The 18,345-nt window shown below is 73.1% G+C and carries 13 protein-coding genes; 8 read left to right on the plus strand and 5 right to left on the minus strand.

Annotated features, from left to right (window positions below):
* Positions 1-6: 6 nt before the first annotated feature.
* From OCT49_RS31615 to OCT49_RS31635, 5 genes are read right to left on the minus strand one after another with little or no spacing between them, the layout of a single operon-like run.
* A complete protein-coding gene (locus OCT49_RS31615; protein WP_283855205.1) occupies positions 7-984 on the minus strand; it encodes a serine hydrolase in 978 nt (325 codons plus the stop codon).
* On the minus strand, positions 981-2,600 hold the full coding sequence (locus OCT49_RS31620) for an N-acyl-D-amino-acid deacylase family protein (protein ID WP_283855206.1): 1,620 nt from the start codon (positions 2,598-2,600) through the stop codon (positions 981-983). The genes OCT49_RS31615 and OCT49_RS31620 overlap by 4 nt, the downstream gene beginning before the upstream one ends.
* Positions 2,600-3,373 (minus strand): amino acid ABC transporter ATP-binding protein, encoded by a 774-nt coding sequence (locus OCT49_RS31625; RefSeq protein ID WP_283855207.1) that lies wholly within the window; start codon positions 3,371-3,373, stop codon positions 2,600-2,602. The genes OCT49_RS31620 and OCT49_RS31625 overlap by 1 nt, the downstream gene beginning before the upstream one ends.
* Positions 3,370-4,344 carry an amino acid ABC transporter permease gene (locus OCT49_RS31630; RefSeq protein ID WP_283855208.1) on the minus strand — a complete coding sequence of 325 codons (975 nt, stop codon included), beginning with the start codon at positions 4,342-4,344 and terminating at the stop codon, positions 3,370-3,372. Before OCT49_RS31630 ends, OCT49_RS31625 begins: the two co-directional genes overlap by 4 nt.
* Before the next feature lie 8 nt (positions 4,345-4,352).
* Positions 4,353-5,237 carry an ABC transporter substrate-binding protein gene (locus OCT49_RS31635; protein WP_283855209.1) on the minus strand — a complete coding sequence of 295 codons (885 nt, stop codon included), beginning with the start codon at positions 5,235-5,237 and terminating at the stop codon, positions 4,353-4,355.
* A 282-nt stretch (positions 5,238-5,519) separates the two neighbouring features.
* Here OCT49_RS31635 and OCT49_RS31640 point away from each other — a divergent pair, with 282 nt between their 5' ends.
* From OCT49_RS31640 to OCT49_RS31675, 8 genes are all read left to right on the plus strand, one after another.
* Positions 5,520-8,333: a winged helix-turn-helix domain-containing protein gene (locus OCT49_RS31640; protein WP_502963435.1), complete on the plus strand. Its 2,814-nt coding sequence runs from the start codon at positions 5,520-5,522 to the stop codon at positions 8,331-8,333.
* Positions 8,334-8,582: 249 nt separating this feature from the next.
* Positions 8,583-10,232 (plus strand): MFS transporter, encoded by a 1,650-nt coding sequence (locus OCT49_RS31645; RefSeq protein WP_283855211.1) that lies wholly within the window; start codon positions 8,583-8,585, stop codon positions 10,230-10,232.
* Between the two features lie 79 nt (positions 10,233-10,311).
* Entirely contained in the window at positions 10,312-10,509 is a 198-nt protein-coding gene (locus tag OCT49_RS31650) for a DUF8691 family protein (protein ID WP_283855212.1), read from the plus strand.
* A gap of 121 nt (positions 10,510-10,630) precedes the next feature.
* Entirely contained in the window at positions 10,631-11,047 is a 417-nt protein-coding gene (locus tag OCT49_RS31655; RefSeq protein WP_283855213.1) for an SHOCT domain-containing protein, read from the plus strand.
* Between the two features lie 44 nt (positions 11,048-11,091).
* Positions 11,092-11,460, plus strand: coding sequence for an amphi-Trp domain-containing protein (locus OCT49_RS31660; RefSeq protein ID WP_283855214.1), 369 nt, complete (start codon positions 11,092-11,094; stop codon positions 11,458-11,460).
* 96 nt (positions 11,461-11,556) lie between these two features.
* A complete protein-coding gene (locus OCT49_RS31665) occupies positions 11,557-12,018 on the plus strand; it encodes a DUF6325 family protein (RefSeq protein ID WP_283855215.1) in 462 nt (153 codons plus the stop codon).
* 60 nt (positions 12,019-12,078) lie between these two features.
* Entirely contained in the window at positions 12,079-12,399 is a 321-nt protein-coding gene (locus tag OCT49_RS31670; RefSeq protein WP_283855216.1) for an SHOCT domain-containing protein, read from the plus strand.
* A gap of 501 nt (positions 12,400-12,900) precedes the next feature.
* Positions 12,901-18,117 (plus strand): sacsin N-terminal ATP-binding-like domain-containing protein, encoded by a 5,217-nt coding sequence (locus OCT49_RS31675; RefSeq protein WP_283855217.1) that lies wholly within the window; start codon positions 12,901-12,903, stop codon positions 18,115-18,117.
* Positions 18,118-18,345 lie beyond the last annotated feature (228 nt).

Genomic DNA, 18,345 nt, shown 5'->3' on the forward strand with positions numbered 1-18,345 from the left:
GACCGGTCACACTGCCCCGGAGCCGGAGCCGGAGCCGGAGCCGGAGCCGGAGCCGGAGCCGGAGCCGGAGCCGGAGCCGCTGTCCGTGTCCGTGCCTGCGACTGGGCCCGTGCCCGCGCCCGGGCCCGTCTCCGTGTCCCGGTCGGCGGTCGGGCGCCCGGCGCAGGCCGCGAGGGTCCGCCCCACGTCCCGAATGGCATGCACGGCGGCCCGCTCGGTGCTCGGGCCCAGCGCCGTGTCCCAGTGCGCCACCACCGCGTAGGCCAGTCGGCGCCTGCCGACGATGACACCGGCATCGGCACGGACACCGGTGTCGGTGCCGGTCTTGTTGGCCACCAGGAGCCCGTGGCCCGGCCGTTCGGGAAAGCCCGGCGCGTACGGGTCGTGGTCGATCAGCGCGGGGACCAGGCCGTGGTCGGTGTTGGCACGCATCCAGCGCAGCAGCCGGGCGGAGGCCGCCGGGCCGCTCATGGTGCCGCGCACCGCGTGCGCCACCAGCCGGGCCAGGTCCCGTGCGGTGCCGGTGGCGAAGACGGGCGGCACGTCCGGGCTCCGGACGTCACGGACCTTGTCGTGCAGCGCGAGGTGCTCGAGCCCGAGCTCCCGCGCGCGCCGGGCCGTGGACTCCCGCCCCACGAGGCGCAGCAGTGCGTTGGTCGCGGTGTTGTCGCTCACCGAGGCCGTCAGCCAGGCCAGGTCCTCGACGGTCCAGCCGCGCCCGCTCAGCCGGCGCAGCAGACCGGTGCCCGCCGCCACGTCCTCGTCGAGGACCTCCACCACCCGGTCGGCGGACAGTTCCCCGCCGTCCAGCCGGTGCGCGACCTCGGCGAGCAGCAGCAGCTTCGAGGCGGACGCCACCGGCAGCACGGTGTGCTCGTCCACCCCCACCGTGCCGCCGCCGTCGATGTCCACGGCGGCGACGGCCAGGGTGAGCGGCAGCGCGGCCGAACGCCGCGCCGCCGCGGCCACTTGGGCCAGACTCATCGGACCCTCACCACTTCTCCCGCCCGTGCCGAGGTCGGGCGGCCGTCCCTTGCCGCGATCCGCCCCGACACCACGACGGTATCGATGCCTTCGGGGGCCAGCAGGGGGTGGTCGAAACCGGCGGTGTCGCGCACCGACGCCGGGTCGAGCACGACCAGGTCCGCGACGGCGCCGTCGCGGACCACCCCGCGGTCGGTGAGGCCGAACCGCCCGGCGGGCAGCCCGGTCATCTTGTGCACCGCGGCCTCCAGCGGGAACAGCCCCTCGTCGCGGGCGTAGTGGCCGAGCACCCGGGCGAAACTCCCGGCCCAGCGCGGATGCGGCCGACCGGGTTTGGGGACCCCGTCCGAACCGATCATCGACAACGGGCTGGCGAGCACCCGGCGGACGTCGTCCTCGCGCATCGAATGGCTGATGATGGTCACCTCGCCCCGCTCGGCCAGCAGGAGATCGCACGCCTGGTCGACCGGATCGACGCCGCGTTCGGCCGCGAGGTCGGCGACGGTGCGCCCCTCGGCCTCGGGAGACGTCGGCGCGGCGGCCACCGAGATGAGGTCCCAGCCGCCGTTCCCCACGGTGTTCTCCCACCCCTCGACGCCCCGGGCGATGTCCGTCCTGATCCGGTCGCGCGTCCCGGGCACGCGCAGCCGTTCCAGCAGGGCACCGATGCCGCCCTCACTCGCCCAGGGGGGCAGCATGGCGTGCAGGACGGTGCTTCCCGCCGTGTACGGATAGACGTCGCACAGCACGTCCACACCCTCGGCGCGGGCCCGTTCCAGCCGGGGCAGGGTGCGCAGCGTGGCGCCCCAGGCGTGCCGGCCCGCGGTCTTGTGGTGGGAGATCTGCAAGGGGGCGCCGGAGCGCACCGCGATCTCCAGGGCCTCCTCCAGGGCGGACTCCACCTGCGACATCTCGTCGCGCAGATGGGTGACGTAGGGCTTGCCGTGCCGGGCGGCGACCCCGGCCAGCGCGACGATCTCCTCGGTGTCGGCGTAAGTGCCGGGAGGGTAGATGAGGCCGGTGGACAGACCGGCCGCCCCCTGGGCCAGCGCCCGGTCCAGCAGGGCGCACATGGCGTCCAGTTCGTCGGGCCGGGGAGGCCGCGCCGCGAAGCCCATCACTCCGGCGCGCAGCGTGCCGTGGCCGACCAGCGAGGCGATGTGGGTGTGGCGCAGGGCCGGGTCCTGGCCGGCGGCGAACGCGTCGAAGTCCACGGCGGGCCGCACCGGCCCGAGCCCGAACGTCACCCGGAGGTGCTCGGCGAGTTCCGGCAGCCGCTCGGGGAGCGACGGGAACAGGCTGGTCCCGCAGTTGCCGCAGATCTCCGTGGTGACCCCCTGGAGCAGCGGGGCGAGACGGAGCTCGTCGAGCGGCTCCGCGGCACCGCCGGCCCCGTGGGGCGCCGCGAGGGCGTCGGAGTGCGTGTGCACGTCGATGAAGCCGGGCGCGACGACCTGCCCGGTCACGTCCAGGGTCTCGGCGGCGGTGACGCCGGCGCCGGCGGGGAGCACGGCGATCCGCCCGTCCACCACCGCGACGTCCGCCTCCCGGCCGGGTGCGCCGGTTCCGTCCACGAGCGTGCCGCCGCGCAGCAGCAGCTCGGGGGAGCGGCCCATCACAGCACCGTCGACAGGAAGGCCCGCGTGCGCTCGTGCCGCGGGTCGGTGAACAACACGTCGGGGCTGCCGGCCTCGACGACGGCGCCCCGGTCCATGAACAGGACCCGGTCGGCGACCTCGCGGGCGAAGCCCATCTCGTGGGTGACCACGATCATCGTCATGCCGCTGCGGGCCAGGTCCCGCATGACGCCGAGCACCTCGCCGACGAGTTCGGGGTCGAGGGCGGAGGTGGGCTCGTCGAAGAGCATCAGGGCGGGTTCCATGGCCAGCGCGCGGGCGATCGCCACACGTTGCTGCTGCCCGCCGGACAACTGCCCCGGGTAGTGGTCCGCCCGGTCCGCGAGACCGACGTCGGCCAGCAACCCGCGGGCCTGCTTCTCGGCCTGCGCCCGGGACCGTCCCTTGACGGCGACCGGCCCCTCCATCACGTTCTGCACCGCCGTGCGGTGCGGGAACAGGTGGAACCGCTGGAACACCATGCCGATCCGTTCGCGCTGACGCCGCACGTCCCGGGGACTCCGCTCGCGCAGCACCCGGCCGGAGGGGCCGTGCTGTTCGTAGCCGACCAGTTCGCCGTCCATCCACACCCGCCCCGCGTCGATCCGCTCGAGGTGGTTGAAGCAGCGCAGCAGGGTGGACTTCCCGGAGCCGGAGGGGCCGATGACACAGAGCACCTCACCGCTGCGGACGTCGAGGTCGATGCCCTTCAGCACCTCGGTGTCACCGAATCGTTTGCGGACCCCGCGGGCCCTGAGGATCACGTCGTTCATGCCGTCGCTCCCTTCTTGGCGCGTCCGGGCCGGAGATTGGCCAGGATCCTGCTCCGCAGCACGGGAGCGGTACCGGGGCTGTAGCGCCGCTCGACGGCGTGCTGGCCGATGCTGGCGACCGTGGTGAGCACGAGGTACCAGATCGAGGCCACCATGAGCAGGGCGACCACCTCGAAGTTGGCGAGGTAGAGGTGCTGGGAGACGGTCATCAGATCGGCACCGGCGATGACCGAGACCAGCGAGGTAGTCTTCAGCATGGAGATGAACTGGTTGCCGAACGGCGGGATGATGACCCGCATCGCCTGCGGGAGGATGATCCGGGACAGGATCTGACGGTTCGACATCCCGATGGAGGCTCCCGCCTCGCGCTGGCCGGGATCCACGCTCTGAATGCCGGCCCGCACGATCTCGGCCATGTAGGCGCCCTCGTTGATGGAGAGACCGAGGAGCGCGGCCACGAACCCGGTGATCACCTGGTTGGACTGCCAGCTGACGAGTTTGGGGCCGTCGAACGGGATCCCGATGCTGATCACGGGGAACAGCAGGGCCAGGTTGAACCAGAAGATGAGCTGGACCAGCAGCGGGGTGCCCCGGAAGAACCAGGTGTAGGCACTGGCGGTGAGACGCAGGACCGGGCTGTCGGACAGCTGCATCACCGCGACGACGACGCCGATGGCGATACCGACGGCCATCGAGACGAGGGTGAGCTGAATGGTCACCCAGAGACCCTTGAGGATCACCCCGTCGAACTGGTACTTGGCGACGATGTCCCAGTGCAGATTGGGATTGACGATGACGGTGTAGGCCAGCCACACCACGAACAGCACGGCGGCCAGGACCGCGAGCCAGCGGCCGGGACGCGGACGTCCGGTCACCTGGAGGGAGAGATCCTCCTCCGACAGGGGACCGTCCGAGGAGGCGGCGTCCGGCGCCGTGCCGAGGGCGGCGCCGGGTGTCTTCTGAAGTTTCATGTCCGTTCTCACTGCCCGTCGTTGACGGTGGCCTCGGGCACGGCGCTGTCGCCGACGCCCCAGGTGTCGAGGATCTTCTTGTACTCGCCGTTGTCGATGAGCTCCTGCAGTGCCTTGCGGACGGCGTCACGCAGTCCGCTCCGGTTCTTCGAGGACGCGATGCCCCAGGGAGCGGTGCTGTACTGCTCCGGCAGGACCTCGTACGCGCTGCTCTTCTTGGTGAACGTCTTGGCGACGGGGTAGTCGACGATGGTCGCGACCGCGCGACCGCTGTCCAGTTGCAGCAGCCCGGTCGGCGCGTCCTCGCTCTGCGAGATCCGCATCTTCTCCTGGCACTTGGCGTTCTGCTCCTCGCCGATGTGGAGGTTGGAGCTGCCCTTGGCGAGGACGACGGTCTTCCCGCAGAGGTCGGCGAGGGACTTGATGTTCTGCGGGTTGCCCCGCTTCGTCATGATGACGCCGCCGGTGCGGAAGTAGTCGACGAAGTCGACCGCCTGCCGCCGCTGCGCGTTGTCGGTCATGGACGACATGACCAGGTCGAACCGCCCGGACGCCAGACCGGGGATCAGCCCGTCGAAGGCGGCGTTGGTGAGTTCCAGCTTCAGCCCGAGCCGCTTGGCGATGGCCTCGGCCAGATCGGGGTCGACACCGGTGAGCCGGGTGGTGCCGGGCTCGTACATCTCCATCGGTGGGTAGCCGACCGCGGTGGCCACCCGGAGCACCCCCTTCTGCCGGTCCTGGGCGGGCAGCAGCTCGGCGGCGGTCCGGCCGGAGGCGGCACGGGACTCGGCTCCGGCCGGGGCGTCGCCCTGGCCGGAGCGCCCACAGGCGGTGGCGGCGAGGGCCACCACGGCCAGGGCTGCCAGACAACGCAGGGAACGGGGACGATTCATCGGATTCTCCCTCACGGGGGTGGCGGTGCGCCGATGCTGGCAGCCAGGCCCCGGTGAACGGAAGATGATGAAGCTATTCATGCCTGACCATCGAAATTCGTACGGGTACGGGGTATGGGTCGGGGCACGGGCCCGGGTCCGGATCCGGGCCGGTGTGGGGCTGCGGTACGAGGGCGGGCCCGGCGGCCGTCCGGCAGGGACCGCCTTCCATCCCGGGCCGGATGCCCGGGATGGGAAGAGACTGGTTCCTGTGGGGGCCTGCCCCTGAGGCCCCGGAGGGTGGTGAGCGTGGACGCACTCCGCGACGGCTTCCCGCAGGGAGCGGACGGCACCGACGTCGACCCCGTCGGGGACCCGTTCCTGCGGACCAGGTTCGTCGCGCCGGCCAGACCCACCACGTTTCTGCGGCGCGAGCGGCTGGCCGCGCGCCTCGGACAGGCGTCGCGGACCCCGCTGACGGTGGTCGAGGGCTGCGCCGGCGCGGGCAAGACCCTGCTGGTGGCGGACTGGGCCGGGCGACTCGACCCGCCGGTTGCCTGGCTCACCCTCGACCCGGCGATCCGGACGCCCGACATGTTCTGGGCACACTTCCGCCGGGCACTGTGCCTCGGCGGCGCGCCGGTGCCCTCCACGACTGGCCCGCCCGCCCCGGCGGGCCCGCTGGTCGACCACGCGCTGCTCTCCCGGCTCGCCGCGGAGCTCGACGGCCGAGACCGGCCCGTGACCGTGGTCATCGACGAGTTCGACCGGGCGAACACCCCGGAGATCGCGCGGCAGCTCGCCTTCGTCCTGCGTCACGGCGGCCCGGGACTCCGTCTGGTCCTGATCACCCGTACCGAACCGCTCCTCCCGCTGCACCGCTACCGGGTGGCCGGCGAGATGACCGAGATCCGGGACGCCGAACTGGCCTTCACCGCGCAGGAGGCGGCCACGCTGCTCCGGCTGCACGGGCTCGACCTGCCCACCCGCGCGGTCGGCGCGCTGGTGGAACGCACCCGGGGATGGGCGGCGGGTCTCCGGCTGTGCGCCCTGGCCGCGCTGCTGAGCCCCGACGACCCCGAGGTCTACCTGAAGGAGTTCGAGGCGGGCCGCAGCACGATCGCCGATTTCCTGCTCGCCGAAGTGCTGGAACGGCAGCCGCCCCGGACCCAGGACCTGCTGCTCCGGGTCAGCGTCCTGGACTGGTTCCGGCCCGGCCTCGCGGACGCGCTGACCGGGCGGCGCGACGCGGCACCGATCCTGGCCGCACTGGTCCGCGCCAACGCGTTCGTCGAGGACTTCGGGCCCACGGGGTACCGGCTCCACCCCCTGTTCCGGGAGATCCTCCTGGCCCATCTGCGCCGGCGCTCTCCCGGTCTGGAACGGCAGCTCCACCGGCGGGCGGCGCAATGGCTGTGGCGCTCCGGGATGCTGCCGGAGGCGCTGGCCCACGGCGCCGCCGCGGGGGACGGGACGTTCGTCGCCGAGGCCCTGGTGCACGACCTGGCGATCGGCCGACTGTTCACCGGCCCGTGCCCGGCCGGGCTGACGAAACTGTTCACGGGGCCGGAGGCCGAGCGGGCGGGCCCGGCAACGAACCTGGTCCGCGCCGCGTGCGAGCTGTCCCGCCACGACCTCGCCCGGGGCCTGGAGCACCTCCGGCACGCCGAGGAGCAACTGGCCTCCGGCGCCCGCGACGGGGCGGCGGCCCGGCTCGGCTGCGCCCTGCTCGAAGCCACGGCGGGCCGGCTGACCGGCTCCGCGCACCAGGCCGAGGAGGCCGCCCGAGCCGCCTCGGCACTGCTCCGGTCGGTGCCCGCCGTCCTGCTCGACCAGCACCCCGAGCTCTGGGCCCTGTTGCAGACCCAGCTGGGCTCCTCCCGGCTGTGGGCCGGGCGTCTCGACGAGGCGCGGGCCGCCCTCGACGAGGTGTGCCGGGGCCCCGGAGCCGCCGCCACGGCCCTGCCCCGGAGGGAGTCCTCGGAGTACCTGGCGCTCATCGACTACCTCGAGGGATGGCCGGGCCGGGCCGAACACAGGATCCGGGCGGCGGCGGCCGAGGCCGGGCGTTCCGGTCTTCCCCGGTCGGCCGAATCCGGAACGGTCGAAGAATCCGGAACCGTCGAACCCGGATCGGCCGGACCCGGAGCCGTCGAACCCGAATCGGCTGGACCGGGACCCCTCGAACCCGAATCGGCCGAATCCGAAGCAGTCGAACCCGGACCGGCCGCATCCGGAATCGGGCAGGCGGTCCTCGCCGCGGTCGCGGTCGAGCGGGGCGAGACGGACCGGGCCCGGACCCTGCTCGACCGGATGCCCGACGCGGCGGCCCCGGACCCGGTGACGGCCGCGGGCCGCCACCTCGCCAGAGCCCACCTGCTCCTGGCGCAGGGGCGCCCCCGTGCCGCGCTGGACGTCGTGGAACGAATCATTCCCGCCGACGAGGAATCCCCCTGGGCCCGGGCCCACGCCGCCCTGGTCGTCTCGGCCGTCCGCCTGGCCGAAGGCCGCCCGGATGCCGCCGTCGAGGCCCTTCGGGCGGTGCCCGGGGACCAGCCGGCATGCCTGGTGGGCGCGGCCCGCGCCCACCTCGCGGCCGGTGACCGCGCCACCGCCCTCCGCCTGCTCGACGGCCTTCCCGGCCCCGGACGCACCGGACCGGCGGTGACCGTACGCGCCGCCCTGGTGCGGGCGCAGGCCGCGAAGCTGGCGGGCGACCTCCCCGCCGTGCACCGGCTGCTCGACCGGGCGCTTCGGCAGGCCGAGCCCGAGGGACTGCGGCGCCCCTTCCTGGAGGCCGGTCCCTGGCTGGCCCCCTTCCTGGCGACGGCGTCCCCGTGGACCCGCACCGACGGCCGACCCGCGCCCGCGCCCGTACGGGACGGCGACACGGCCGGTCCGGACACCGGAGCCGGGCCGCCGGTGGAACCGTTGAGCGAACGGGAACGCGACGTGCTGCGGCGGCTCGCCCGGACGATGTCGACCGAGGACATCGCCGCCGATCTGTACGTGTCGGTCAACACGGTGAAGACCCACCTCAAGAGCGCCTACCGCAAACTGTCGGTGCACCGGCGCAACGACGCGGTGCGCCGGGCCCGTGACCTCGGCCTGCTGTGACCTTCCGTGGCCTTGGCCTGCTGTGGCCTTCCGGCGCGGAGCCGCTGGGCCGACGGGCGGCTGGGACGGCGGGGCATCGGGCCGACGGGGCCACGGGGCGGGCCCGCTCACCCGTGACGGGTGAGGCGGCCGACGGGCGTTTCGGATGCGATGGCAGCGGCGGAACGAGGCCGTCGCAGCGGCGGTGCGCTCCGCCGGGTGGCCGACCGGTCCCCGGGCCGCCCGACCCGACGCGGTGAGGTGGACAGGGTGAGACGGTGGCGGGCACTGATCGTCCTGGGGGCGGCCCAGTTCCTGATGGTGCTGGACACCGCCGTCATGAACGTCTCCATCAGCCAACTGGTCGATGACTTCGACACCGAGGTGACCGCGATCCAGGCCGTCATCACCCTGTACGCCCTGGTCATGGCCGCGTTCATGATCATCGGCGGTCGGCTCGGGGACATCCTGGGGCGCCGTCGCGTCTTCCTGACCGGCATGGCCGTCTACGGCGTGGGGTCGGCCCTGACCGCCGTCTCGCCCACCCTGTGGGTCCTGGCGCTGGGCTGGTCGGTCGTCGAGGGGCTGGGCGCCGCCCTCGTACTGCCGTCCATGGCGGCCCTGGTTGCCGAGTCCTACCGCGGCCGGGACCGCGCCGTCGCCTACGGCGTCATCGGCGGCCTGGCCGGGGCCGGCATCGCGGTGGGGCCGCTGCTGGGCGGCTGGATGACGACGTACCTCACCTGGCGCCTGGTCTTCGCCGGCGAGGTCGTGGTGGTGCTGGGCGTACTGATCCTCCGGCGGGCGGTCACGGAACGGCCCGCAGTGGGCCGGGCCCCCGGCCTGGACGTCGTCGGCGCCGTGCTGTCGGCGGCCGGACTGGGCCTCGGCGTGCTCGGGGTGCTGCAGAGCACCACCTGGGGATGGGTGAAGCCGCGCGATCCGCCCTTCACGGTGTTCGGCTTCGCCCCCACCCTGTTCGTGGTCGCGGCGGGAGCCGGACTCCTCTGCCTCTTCCAGACCTGGGAGCGGCGCCGGGAGGGGCGCGGCGACGACCCGCTGGTCCACCTGGCCCTGCTCGGCAGACCCGTGCTGCGCTCGGGGCTGCTGACCCTGCTGAGCCAGAACCTGATCCTCCTGGGGCTGTTCTTCACCATCCCGCTGTACCTGCAGGTGGTGCAGGGGCTCGACGCCTTCCGGACGGGGCTGCGGCTGCTGCCGGTCTCCGTCACCATGCTCGTGGCCTCCCTGGGCGGGGCCCGGCTCGGACGCAGGGCGGGACCGCGCCGGGTCGTGCGGGTTGCCCTGGTGCTGCTGGTGGCGGCGATCACCTGGCTGCTCGCCACCATCGACCCGGTCATCGACAACGGCCAGTTCTTCGGGGCCATGGCGCTCCTCGGGCTGGGCATGGGGATGCTCGCCTCGCAGCTCGGCAACGTCGTCCAGTCCAGCGCGGGGGAGCGGGAGCGCAGCGAGGTCGGCGGCCTGCAGTTCACCGCCCAGAACCTGGGCTCCGCGCTGGGCACGGCCCTGATCGGGTCGATCCTGGTCGGCGCCCTGGTCCAGGCCTTCACCACACAGGTCGAACAGGACCCGCGCCTTTCCGAGAAGGCCCGGCAGGAGACGAGCATCGCCCTGGAATCCGGAGTCGGGTTCGTCCCCACCGACCAGGTCCGCTCGGCGGCCGTACGGGCCGGGCTTCCCCCGCAGGAGGTGGACGCCGTCACGGAGTCCTACGCCTCGGCCCAGCTCGACGGCCTGAAGGCGGCCGTCCTCGCGACAGGGGGCATCACCCTGGCGAGCTTCCTGGTGACCAGGGCCCTGCCCACCGCGGGCCCGGCTCCCGGAGCGGGCGATCCGACCCCGCCGGCCCCGCCGAAGCGGCGCCCGCGGAGACCGGGGAGGCCGGGCAGGACCTGATGCCCGCAACCCGACCGGACGCGCGGGTCACCCGTACGGGGTGAGGCCGGCCGGGGTGCCCGGGAGGGACCATCGCAGCATGCAGTACGAGATCCGCGTCGATGGACACATGTCGGAGACGCTGGTCGGCGCCTTCCCCGAACTGGAGCACGTCACGATCTCCCACCAGACGGTGCTCTACGGCCCCGTCGTGGACGAGGCGCACCTCTACGGACTGCTGGCCCGCTTCCAGTCGCTCGGCCTCCGGGTGGTGGAACTGCGGCGGCTCCTGGACTGACCGTGCCCGGAGCCGGTGAACGCACTCACCCGTGCCGGGTGAGGCGTCCCCGCACGGGACCGCGCACGCTGGAGACGGGCCGGGACGGCACCACGGAACCCGACCGGAACGGAGCACGGAGATGAGTACCACTCTCGCCTACGACTATCCGCTGCTGAGCGCTTTCTGGACCATGCTGTGGTTCTTCCTGTGGGTCCTGTGGTTCATCCTGCTCTTCCGGATCATCGGCGACATCATCCGCGACGACACCCTGGGCGGCTGGGGCAAGGCGGGCTGGCTGGCGTTCGTCGTCCTGCTGCCCTTCCTCGGGGTGTTCGTCTACCTCATCGCGCGCGGCAGGGCCATGGGCCGCCGGGAGATCACACACGCCCGCAAGCAGCAGGCGGATTTCGAGGCGTACATCCGCGAGGCCGCGGGCAGCGGCGGCACCGGCCGGGCCGAGGAACTCTCCAAGCTCTCCGAACTCCGCTCGCACGGGGACATCACCGACGAGGAATTCCGCCGGGCCAAGGAACTCGTCCTGAGCGGCAGCCGCTGAGGCCGTGCGTCCCGTGATCCCCGGTCAGTCCGCTGGAGGCAGCTGTGAAGCACCTGAAGTTCGAACAGAAGGGTTCCCTGTCCCGCAGCGAGGCCGCGGAGCAACTGGCGGGACTCGCCGAGGCGTTCCGGAAAGGCGGAGAGGCCGAACTCGAGCTCGGCACAGGTGTGCTGAGCATGCGCGTGCCCGACGAGTTCCGCAGCGAGGTGGAGTTCGAGGTCGGCGACGGCGAGATCGAGCTGGAGATCGAACTGAAATGGCGGACGGACGGCACACCCGGCGCTCCCGCACGGAAGGCCGAGCAGCCCGAGCAGCCCGAGCGCGCTCCGGCCGAGCAGACCGCGCCCGCCACCCGGAGCCGGAAGTCCACGCCGCCCGCCAAGCCGAAGCGTTCGGCCGCCAAGCGGTCGTGACCCGGCTGCCGCAATGAAGCGCGAAGCCGCGCCCGGTCGCCTCCGCGGGGGCGCACCGGGCCGGGCACGATCATCCTCCAGCGACACGGAGCGGTCATGAACGACGATTTCGAGGACATGGGCCCGGTCGACTTCCTGGTCATCGAGTTCCCGGGCAACCGCATGACGGGCGAGGGCTTCCCCCTGCTCCTCGACCTGGTCGACAGAGGAATCATCCGCGTGCTCGACCTGCTGTTCCTCCGGAAGGACACCGAGGGGAGCATCGTCGCCCTGGAACTGAGGGAGCTGGACGTCGGCGGCGATTTCGACCCGTCGGTGTTCGAGGGCTCCTCGTCCGGACTCCTCGGCCAGGACGACCTCGATGAGGCGGGGGCGGCTCTCGAACCGGACAGTTCGGCCGCCGTCCTGGTCTACGAGAACCTCTGGGCCGCCCCTCTCGCACGGGCCCTGCGACGCGGTGGCGCACAACTCGTGGCCGGCGGACGCATCCCCGTACAGGCCCTTCTGGCCTCGCTCGACGCCGCGGAGGCGCAGACCGTCGGCGAAGCCGCCCCCTGACACCACCGGACGGTGCGCCGGGGAAGCCGATCCGCTCGAAAACAGCCAAGGAGGACGGCCATGCCAGGACTTCTTCGGGGAGTCGCCCGTACCGCGGTCGTGTCCGGAACGGCGACAGCGGTCTCCAACCGGGTCTCGCGACGCCAGGCGGGCCGGTGGGCCGCGCAGGACGCGGCGGCCACCGGGCGGAACACACCGACACAACAGACCACACCGACACAACAGAACGCATCGACGCCGCCGTCACCGGGGCCCGCCGCCTCCGGTGACGTCATGGACAACAGGATCGCCCAGCTCAAGGAACTCGCGAAGCTGAAGGAACAGGGCGTCCTGACCGACGACGAGTTCGCGGCCCAGAAGAGCAGGATCCTCGGCTCCTGACCACACGTTCCCGAGAACCGTCACAGGCCCTGTGGGCCGGGACCGGGGGCGCGATGCGGCTCCCCGGTCCCGGCCGTTGTGTTCCCGAAAACAACGCGTCGACCTCGTGCTCCGCCAAAGAGGGCGGGGGCTCGTCGAAGGCGATCGGGCGGGCCGTGGTGGTCCTGGCCGGAACACGCATGATCTCCACCGACTTCCTTTGTGCGGGCATGTGTTGACAGCCAGTCAGGCCCGGCGCTCCGAGAGTCGAGGGGAAGCCGAGTTCACCGCGCTCACGTGAACATGTCGGGGGTGACCGCCCTCCGTGGGAGGCCGGAGGGCGGTCGGCCGACGCGGGGCGGACGTGCGACGACGACGGGCGCGTTCGGATGTCAGTGGTCGCCCCTATGGTCGGTATCGGTACTTCCAGGGGCTTCAGGGGGGAACGTGACCGAAGGACGGAAGCGGGCAAGGCGGTCCGCGGGCCTCGGCAGTTCGGCCAGGCGGTGGCGGAGACAAGTCGTGGCGACGGCGGTCATGGAGGCCGAGGGGTGTCTCGACGACCTCGGACGCGGACGTCGCGCCGCCCTCGAACTCAAAGAGATCACCGAGCAGATGCTCTCGCCCGAGTACAAGGGTCGCGTACTGGTCGAGCTCCTTCAGAACGCCCATGACGCGCATCCGGCCCGGCAGGGCGACGGCCGCGTCGAGATCGTCCTCGACGAGGACGAGGGCGAACACGGTGTGCTCTACGTGGCGAACGGCGGCAGACCCCTCGGCCCCAAGAACTTCGAGGCGTTGTGCAGCATCGGCCTGTCCAGCAAGCGTCCCGACGAGGGCATCGGCCACAAGGGCGTCGGCTTCAAGAGCGTGCTCCAGTTCACCTCCGCCCCGGAGCTGTACTCCGTCATGGGCCCCGCCTCCAAGGTCTTCGACGGGTTCTGCTTCCGTTTCGCCCAGGGCGAGGACTTCGACCGGCTGGCGGACCAGGTGGCGCCCGACAGCCCGGAGGCCGCCGGTCAGCTGCGCGCGAACCTCTCGTCGCTGAAGGTCCCGGTGCCGGTGGACGACATCCCGGAAAGGGTGGCGCCCTTCCGCCGACGGGGACTGGTGACCGTGGTCCGGCTCCCGTTGCGGTCCGCCGCGGCCAGACTGGAGGCGGCCTGCCAACTGCGCGAACTGACCGACGACGGGGCGCCGTTCGAGCTCTTCCTGAACCGCCTCGGCAAAGTGACCGTGACCCACCGGGTGAACGGCCGGGGGCGCCCCAGAACCTACACGCGCAAGGTCGAGACCCTCCACACCTCGCGTGACCTGAGGATCCAGCAGGTCACCCTGCGCCGCCGCATCCGCCTGATCGTGGTGACGGCCCCGGTGGACCGCGAGCGCGCGCACGTGGTCATCGCCGCCGGCCTGGAGTCCGGTTCGCTGAAGGACGGCTGGCGGGCACTGGGGGACTCGGCCGCGGTCGGCGTCGCGGTGCCCGTCGGCGAGCCGCTGGAGCGGGGCAGGCTCTACACGTTCCTGCCCATGGGCGCGGAGATGGCTTGCCCGGTCCCTGGCTTCCTGAACGCCCCGTTCCACACGGACGTGAGCCGGCGCACCATGACGCAGTCCACGCCGTGGAACGACCTGCTGCTCGACACCGCGGCCGAGGCCTGCGCACGGGCGGCCGTCCTGGTCGACGAGGGACGCGTCGCGATGCCCGACGGTGCCCTGGTCGACCTGATGTGCTGGACACACCATCAGATCCGGCGCCTGGAGTCGGCCTTCGGGAAACAGAGCCGTGAGTTCGGCGACGTGCCGTTCATGCCGGTGCTGCACCCCGTCGGCACCCGCACCTCGTACCGTGACGGCCATCTGTGGCACCGTCCCGACCGGGCCCGGGAGTTCACCCCGCAGGCCGTGGCCGCCACCGGCGTCCGGCATGTCATCGACCCGGGGCTCCACCCCCGGCGTGCCGAGCGGGTGACCGCGTTGGGCACGGTCCGCGGCCGGGGGCTCCGCCCGTCCGCCGCGGTGCTCGCCGACTGGGCGGAACGCGTCGCATCGGCCCTGGCCCGGGAGGACTTCGACGCGGGAAGGTGGGCGGACTACTACCACGACCTCTCGGTGTGCTTCCCCCGCGCCATCGAGGAGCTGGAGGGCCGGAGGATCGTCCTCACGACCGGTGGGAGGCCCGCCCCGGCCGGGAACCCCGGGCTGTTCTTCCCCCGCCCGGACGGGCCGACGACCACGCTCCCCGGCCTTCCGCCCGGCCTCGCGGACAACATCTCCTTCGTGCACGCGGAGATCGCCCGGACGGGCAGGAGGACGAGCCGGCGGTCCCGCGGCCGTGCCTGGCTGGCGGAACAGGGACTGGTGCGGGACTACACCCCGCAGGCACTCCTGGACCTGCAGGGCAAAGCGATGCACGAGCACCGAGAGGACGACCGGACCCTGCGCGAGCATCTCCTGTTCGCCTGCGCCCTGTGGTCGGCCTCTCTGGACCGGCACGGCAGAGGCCCCGTGGTCAAGGGGCTGCTGGTGCCGGGCCGCAAAGGCTGGATCCCCGCGACCGAGGCCATGTTCGGGGACGGCTGGCCCGGCGGGCACAGCGGCGTCGACCGGACGCTGTCCCGCTTCCTCGAACGCACCGAGGAGGTCTCCGACGCGCTGGCCGTCGCCGCCGACCGGGTCCTGCTTCCCGCGGCGGAGATCTGTGCCGGCACCCGGACCGACGCACAGACCCTGCGGCGCTTCCTCGAACAGCAGGGCGTCCGCCACGGCCTGCCACCCACCTACCGCGTGACGTTCCAGACGGTGAAGGGACAACTCCTCAACCACCCGTCCCGCTTCTCCGGCCTGTGGGCGCCGGGCCTGGACCAGGACGAGCGGGACCGATGGCGGTCGACCGCCGAACGCTGGCCGAAGCGGCGTGCCGACCTCTACCAGACCGTCGACTACCGGCCCGTCCGCAGGAAGGTGGCCGTGCTCCCGGGCCAGCGGGAGTACGCCGCTTTCGACGAGGAGAGCCGCCGCCTCTACGCCGAGCTGATCGTTCACGGCCTGGACAACTGGCCCGCCGACGCCCTCGAGTTCCGCTTCGTGGGCGGCTCCGACCGGCAGGGCACCCCGTGGCCCACTCCGCTGGCGGCCTTCCTGAGCCGAGCCCCGTGGATTCCCCAGTCCGGCGAGGACGAGGACGCCCCCGCCTTCGCCACGGCCGGCCAGGCGTGGTGGTGGGCCGCGGTGGAGGCACCGCCCGCCTTCCTCACCGTGGCCTCCGCCGCCCTGCGCAGGCGGCAGTCGGACCGCGCCCTCGGACGCCTGCGCCTGCTCGGAGTACGCCGCTGGGACGACCCGGAAACGGCCGGCGACCGGCTCCGCCACCTGCCCGTCCTGCTGCGCCGCATGCCGCGGCTCCGGCAGGGCCGCCTCGGGCACCTGCTGGGCAGGGCCTACGAACAGGCCTGGGCGGACCTGCTGCCCCCGCCCGGGACGGACCCCGGCCGGCACCCCGGCCACCTGCCCGACCTCCTCGTGAGCAGGGCCGGGACACTGGACGTCCTTCCGGCCGGCCCCGAGGCCGAACCGGTCCACGTGCCCGACATGGCGGGAACACAGAACCGCCGGCTGCTCGACCAGGTACCCGTGCCCGTCCTCCCCGTCGACGACCGCGCACTGGGGCGCCGCGTCCACGACCACCTGGCGGAACAGGGACGCCACCCGGTCCGCCGGACGAGCGAGGCGGAGGTCGACATCCTGGTGGACCTGCTGCCGATCGCCGACGCCCCCGGCGCGCCACTGCTCGCCCTCGCCGGGCCCTGGCTGCACACGCTCCTGGCCGCGCTGGTGGAATTCGACGACGACCGGTCCTCCCGGCCCGAGACCCCCTCCTCGCACCGGATACGCCGCCGGCTGGAAACCTGCGACGCCGTGTCCGCCCGGACCGCGGTCACGCGCGTGGCCGGGCACGTCCTCGACGACCCCGGCCACGACCGCTCCCTCCTGCACGACGATCCGGAGCGGCCCCGAGTCGTGGTCGTGTGCGCGCAGCGGCCCTCTGGCTGGCACCTGCTCCAGACCGCCTCCACCGCCCTGAGCACCCTGATCGGTGCCCCGTACCTGGCCACCTCGGTACGGCTGGCACTCATCGAACTGGAGCGCCGTGGCCGTACCGTCACGGACGTCACCGACGCGGACATCGCCGCCGTGGCCGGCATCCCGCCGCAGCGGCTGGAGGCCGCCCTCGCCGATCGCGCCTCGATCCGCTCCGGCAGCGCCCGGCTCGTCCCCCTGCTCGCCTGCGTCGACCCCGACCTCGCCGAGGAGTTGCGGCGCGGGCAGGAGAACCTCCACGACCGCGGCGAACTCCATGACTGGCTCGTGGCCCGGCTCGACCTCGACCGGACCGACCGCCTCCTGGGACTCGTGGACGACAGCGACTGGCGGCGGAAGCTGTCCGCCCTGGGAGTGCCCCTGGCCGAGGCCAACCGGGCCTGGGAGGTACTGGGCCTGCCGACCGTCGACAACTCGGAGCCCCACCAACGGCAGTTCCGGGCCTGGCTGCAGCAGAACCGGGCCCGACTGGCCGACCGCGTCCGTGACGCCCACCTTCCGGCGTACGAGGCGGGCGGCCCCCTCACGGAGTACGTCCGCATGCGCTCGCTCCCCGGACTGGAGCCGGACCCCCGGTGGGGACGCGTCCACTGGGACCTCACCCCCGACCGGCTCGACGCCCACGCCGAGGCGTGGGCCGCCCTCCGGCTGCCCCCGGCACAGGCCCGGCAGCACCTGCCGCGCCCGGTGGCCGAGATCCACGAAGGGTGCGTCGACACCGTCCACATGCTCCTTCCCCGCCTGCGCGCCCGGATGGAGGCATGGCTCGACCGCCGGGGCCGTGAGGGGCCCCTGCCGCCTTCGGCCACCGAGGTCGCGTCGGCGATGGACGCCGAGGGCCTGCTCGACTTCGAACCGATCGGCGTCCGCACGCTGATCGCCTGGCTCGGTGCGCACGGCCACTGGCCCGAGGACATGCCCGCCACGGACCGGGCGGCCGACCTGGGCCTGAACGAGCCCCCACCCCTCGAACCGGCCCGGCCCGGCACCCCCGCCCTCCCGGCCGCCCCCGGGCCGTCACTTCTCCTCAACGGCCGGGCGCTCCCGATCGGCTCGGACGACCTGCGCGCTCTCGCACGCCAGGTCGCCGCGGACCTCACCCCCGGCCAACTCGACACCTCCCCGCGGCCCGGCACCCCGTCGGCACCGGTGCTCCCGGGCCGGCGAATCGCCTCCCCGGCCACCGGCCGCGGCGCGGGCCACCGGGCCGCTCCCCGCGACCCCCTGAAGGACCGGGCCGTCGGACTCGCGGGAGAGGTGGCGGTGGCCGCCTGGCTGGAGCGGCAGTACGGCGTCCCCCGCGAGGAGTCCTGGAAGTCGGGGCTGCGCCAGTACGTCTTTGCCGACGGCTCGGGCGACGACGGCCTCGGTTACGACTTCCTCGTCCACCACGGGGACCACACCCTCCTGTACGAGGTGAAGGCGTCGACCGGCAACCGGGGCGAGTTCGAACTCGGCGAGTCCGAGGTCGAACGGGCGAGCCGCCTGCGCCCGGACGAGAAGTACACCATCGTCTACGTCTCCCACGTCCTCGACAGCGCCCGCCGGCGCATCACCCCTCTCCCCAACCCCTTCGGCGCTCCCGGCCTCGCCGGCTACCGCCTGGTCGGCACGACCATGCGGCTGCGCTTCGAATGACGCACCACCGGCTCGCCGACGGGCGGGGCGTCCGGCCACCGCCCCCGGCGTAACCACGCGGTAACCGGCCCGGCCGACACCACCTGAGCTCCGACGGCTGGTCGCGCGGGGGCTGTTGTGGACCCTGTCGGCCGACTACGGCGCCCGCGTCCTGGGCCTGCCACCCCCGCCCCGGCCACCGGCCCCCCGGACCGGCTGTGGGACCGGCCGGCGCGGGAACGGGCCGCG

Source organism: Streptomyces sp. ML-6, from assembly GCF_030116705.1.
GTDB lineage: Bacteria > Actinomycetota > Actinomycetes > Streptomycetales > Streptomycetaceae > Streptomyces.

Excerpts from the sequence above, each read along its gene's own strand:
- OCT49_RS31635 (WP_283855209.1), bottom strand. The coding sequence starts at position 5,237 with ATGAATCGTCCCCGTTCCCTGCGTTGTCTGGCAGCCCTGGCCGTGGTG.
- OCT49_RS31620 (WP_283855206.1), bottom strand. The coding sequence starts at position 2,600 with ATGGGCCGCTCCCCCGAGCTGCTGCTGCGCGGCGGCACGCTCGTGGAC.
- OCT49_RS31670 (WP_283855216.1), top strand. The coding sequence starts at position 12,079 with ATGCCAGGACTTCTTCGGGGAGTCGCCCGTACCGCGGTCGTGTCCGGA.
- OCT49_RS31665 (WP_283855215.1), top strand. The coding sequence starts at position 11,557 with ATGAACGACGATTTCGAGGACATGGGCCCGGTCGACTTCCTGGTCATC.
- OCT49_RS31625 (WP_283855207.1), bottom strand. The coding sequence starts at position 3,373 with ATGAACGACGTGATCCTCAGGGCCCGCGGGGTCCGCAAACGATTCGGT.
- OCT49_RS31615 (WP_283855205.1), bottom strand. The coding sequence starts at position 984 with ATGAGTCTGGCCCAAGTGGCCGCGGCGGCGCGGCGTTCGGCCGCGCTG.
- OCT49_RS31655 (WP_283855213.1), top strand. The coding sequence starts at position 10,631 with ATGAGTACCACTCTCGCCTACGACTATCCGCTGCTGAGCGCTTTCTGG.
- OCT49_RS31650 (WP_283855212.1), top strand. The coding sequence starts at position 10,312 with ATGCAGTACGAGATCCGCGTCGATGGACACATGTCGGAGACGCTGGTC.
- OCT49_RS31630 (WP_283855208.1), bottom strand. The coding sequence starts at position 4,344 with ATGAAACTTCAGAAGACACCCGGCGCCGCCCTCGGCACGGCGCCGGAC.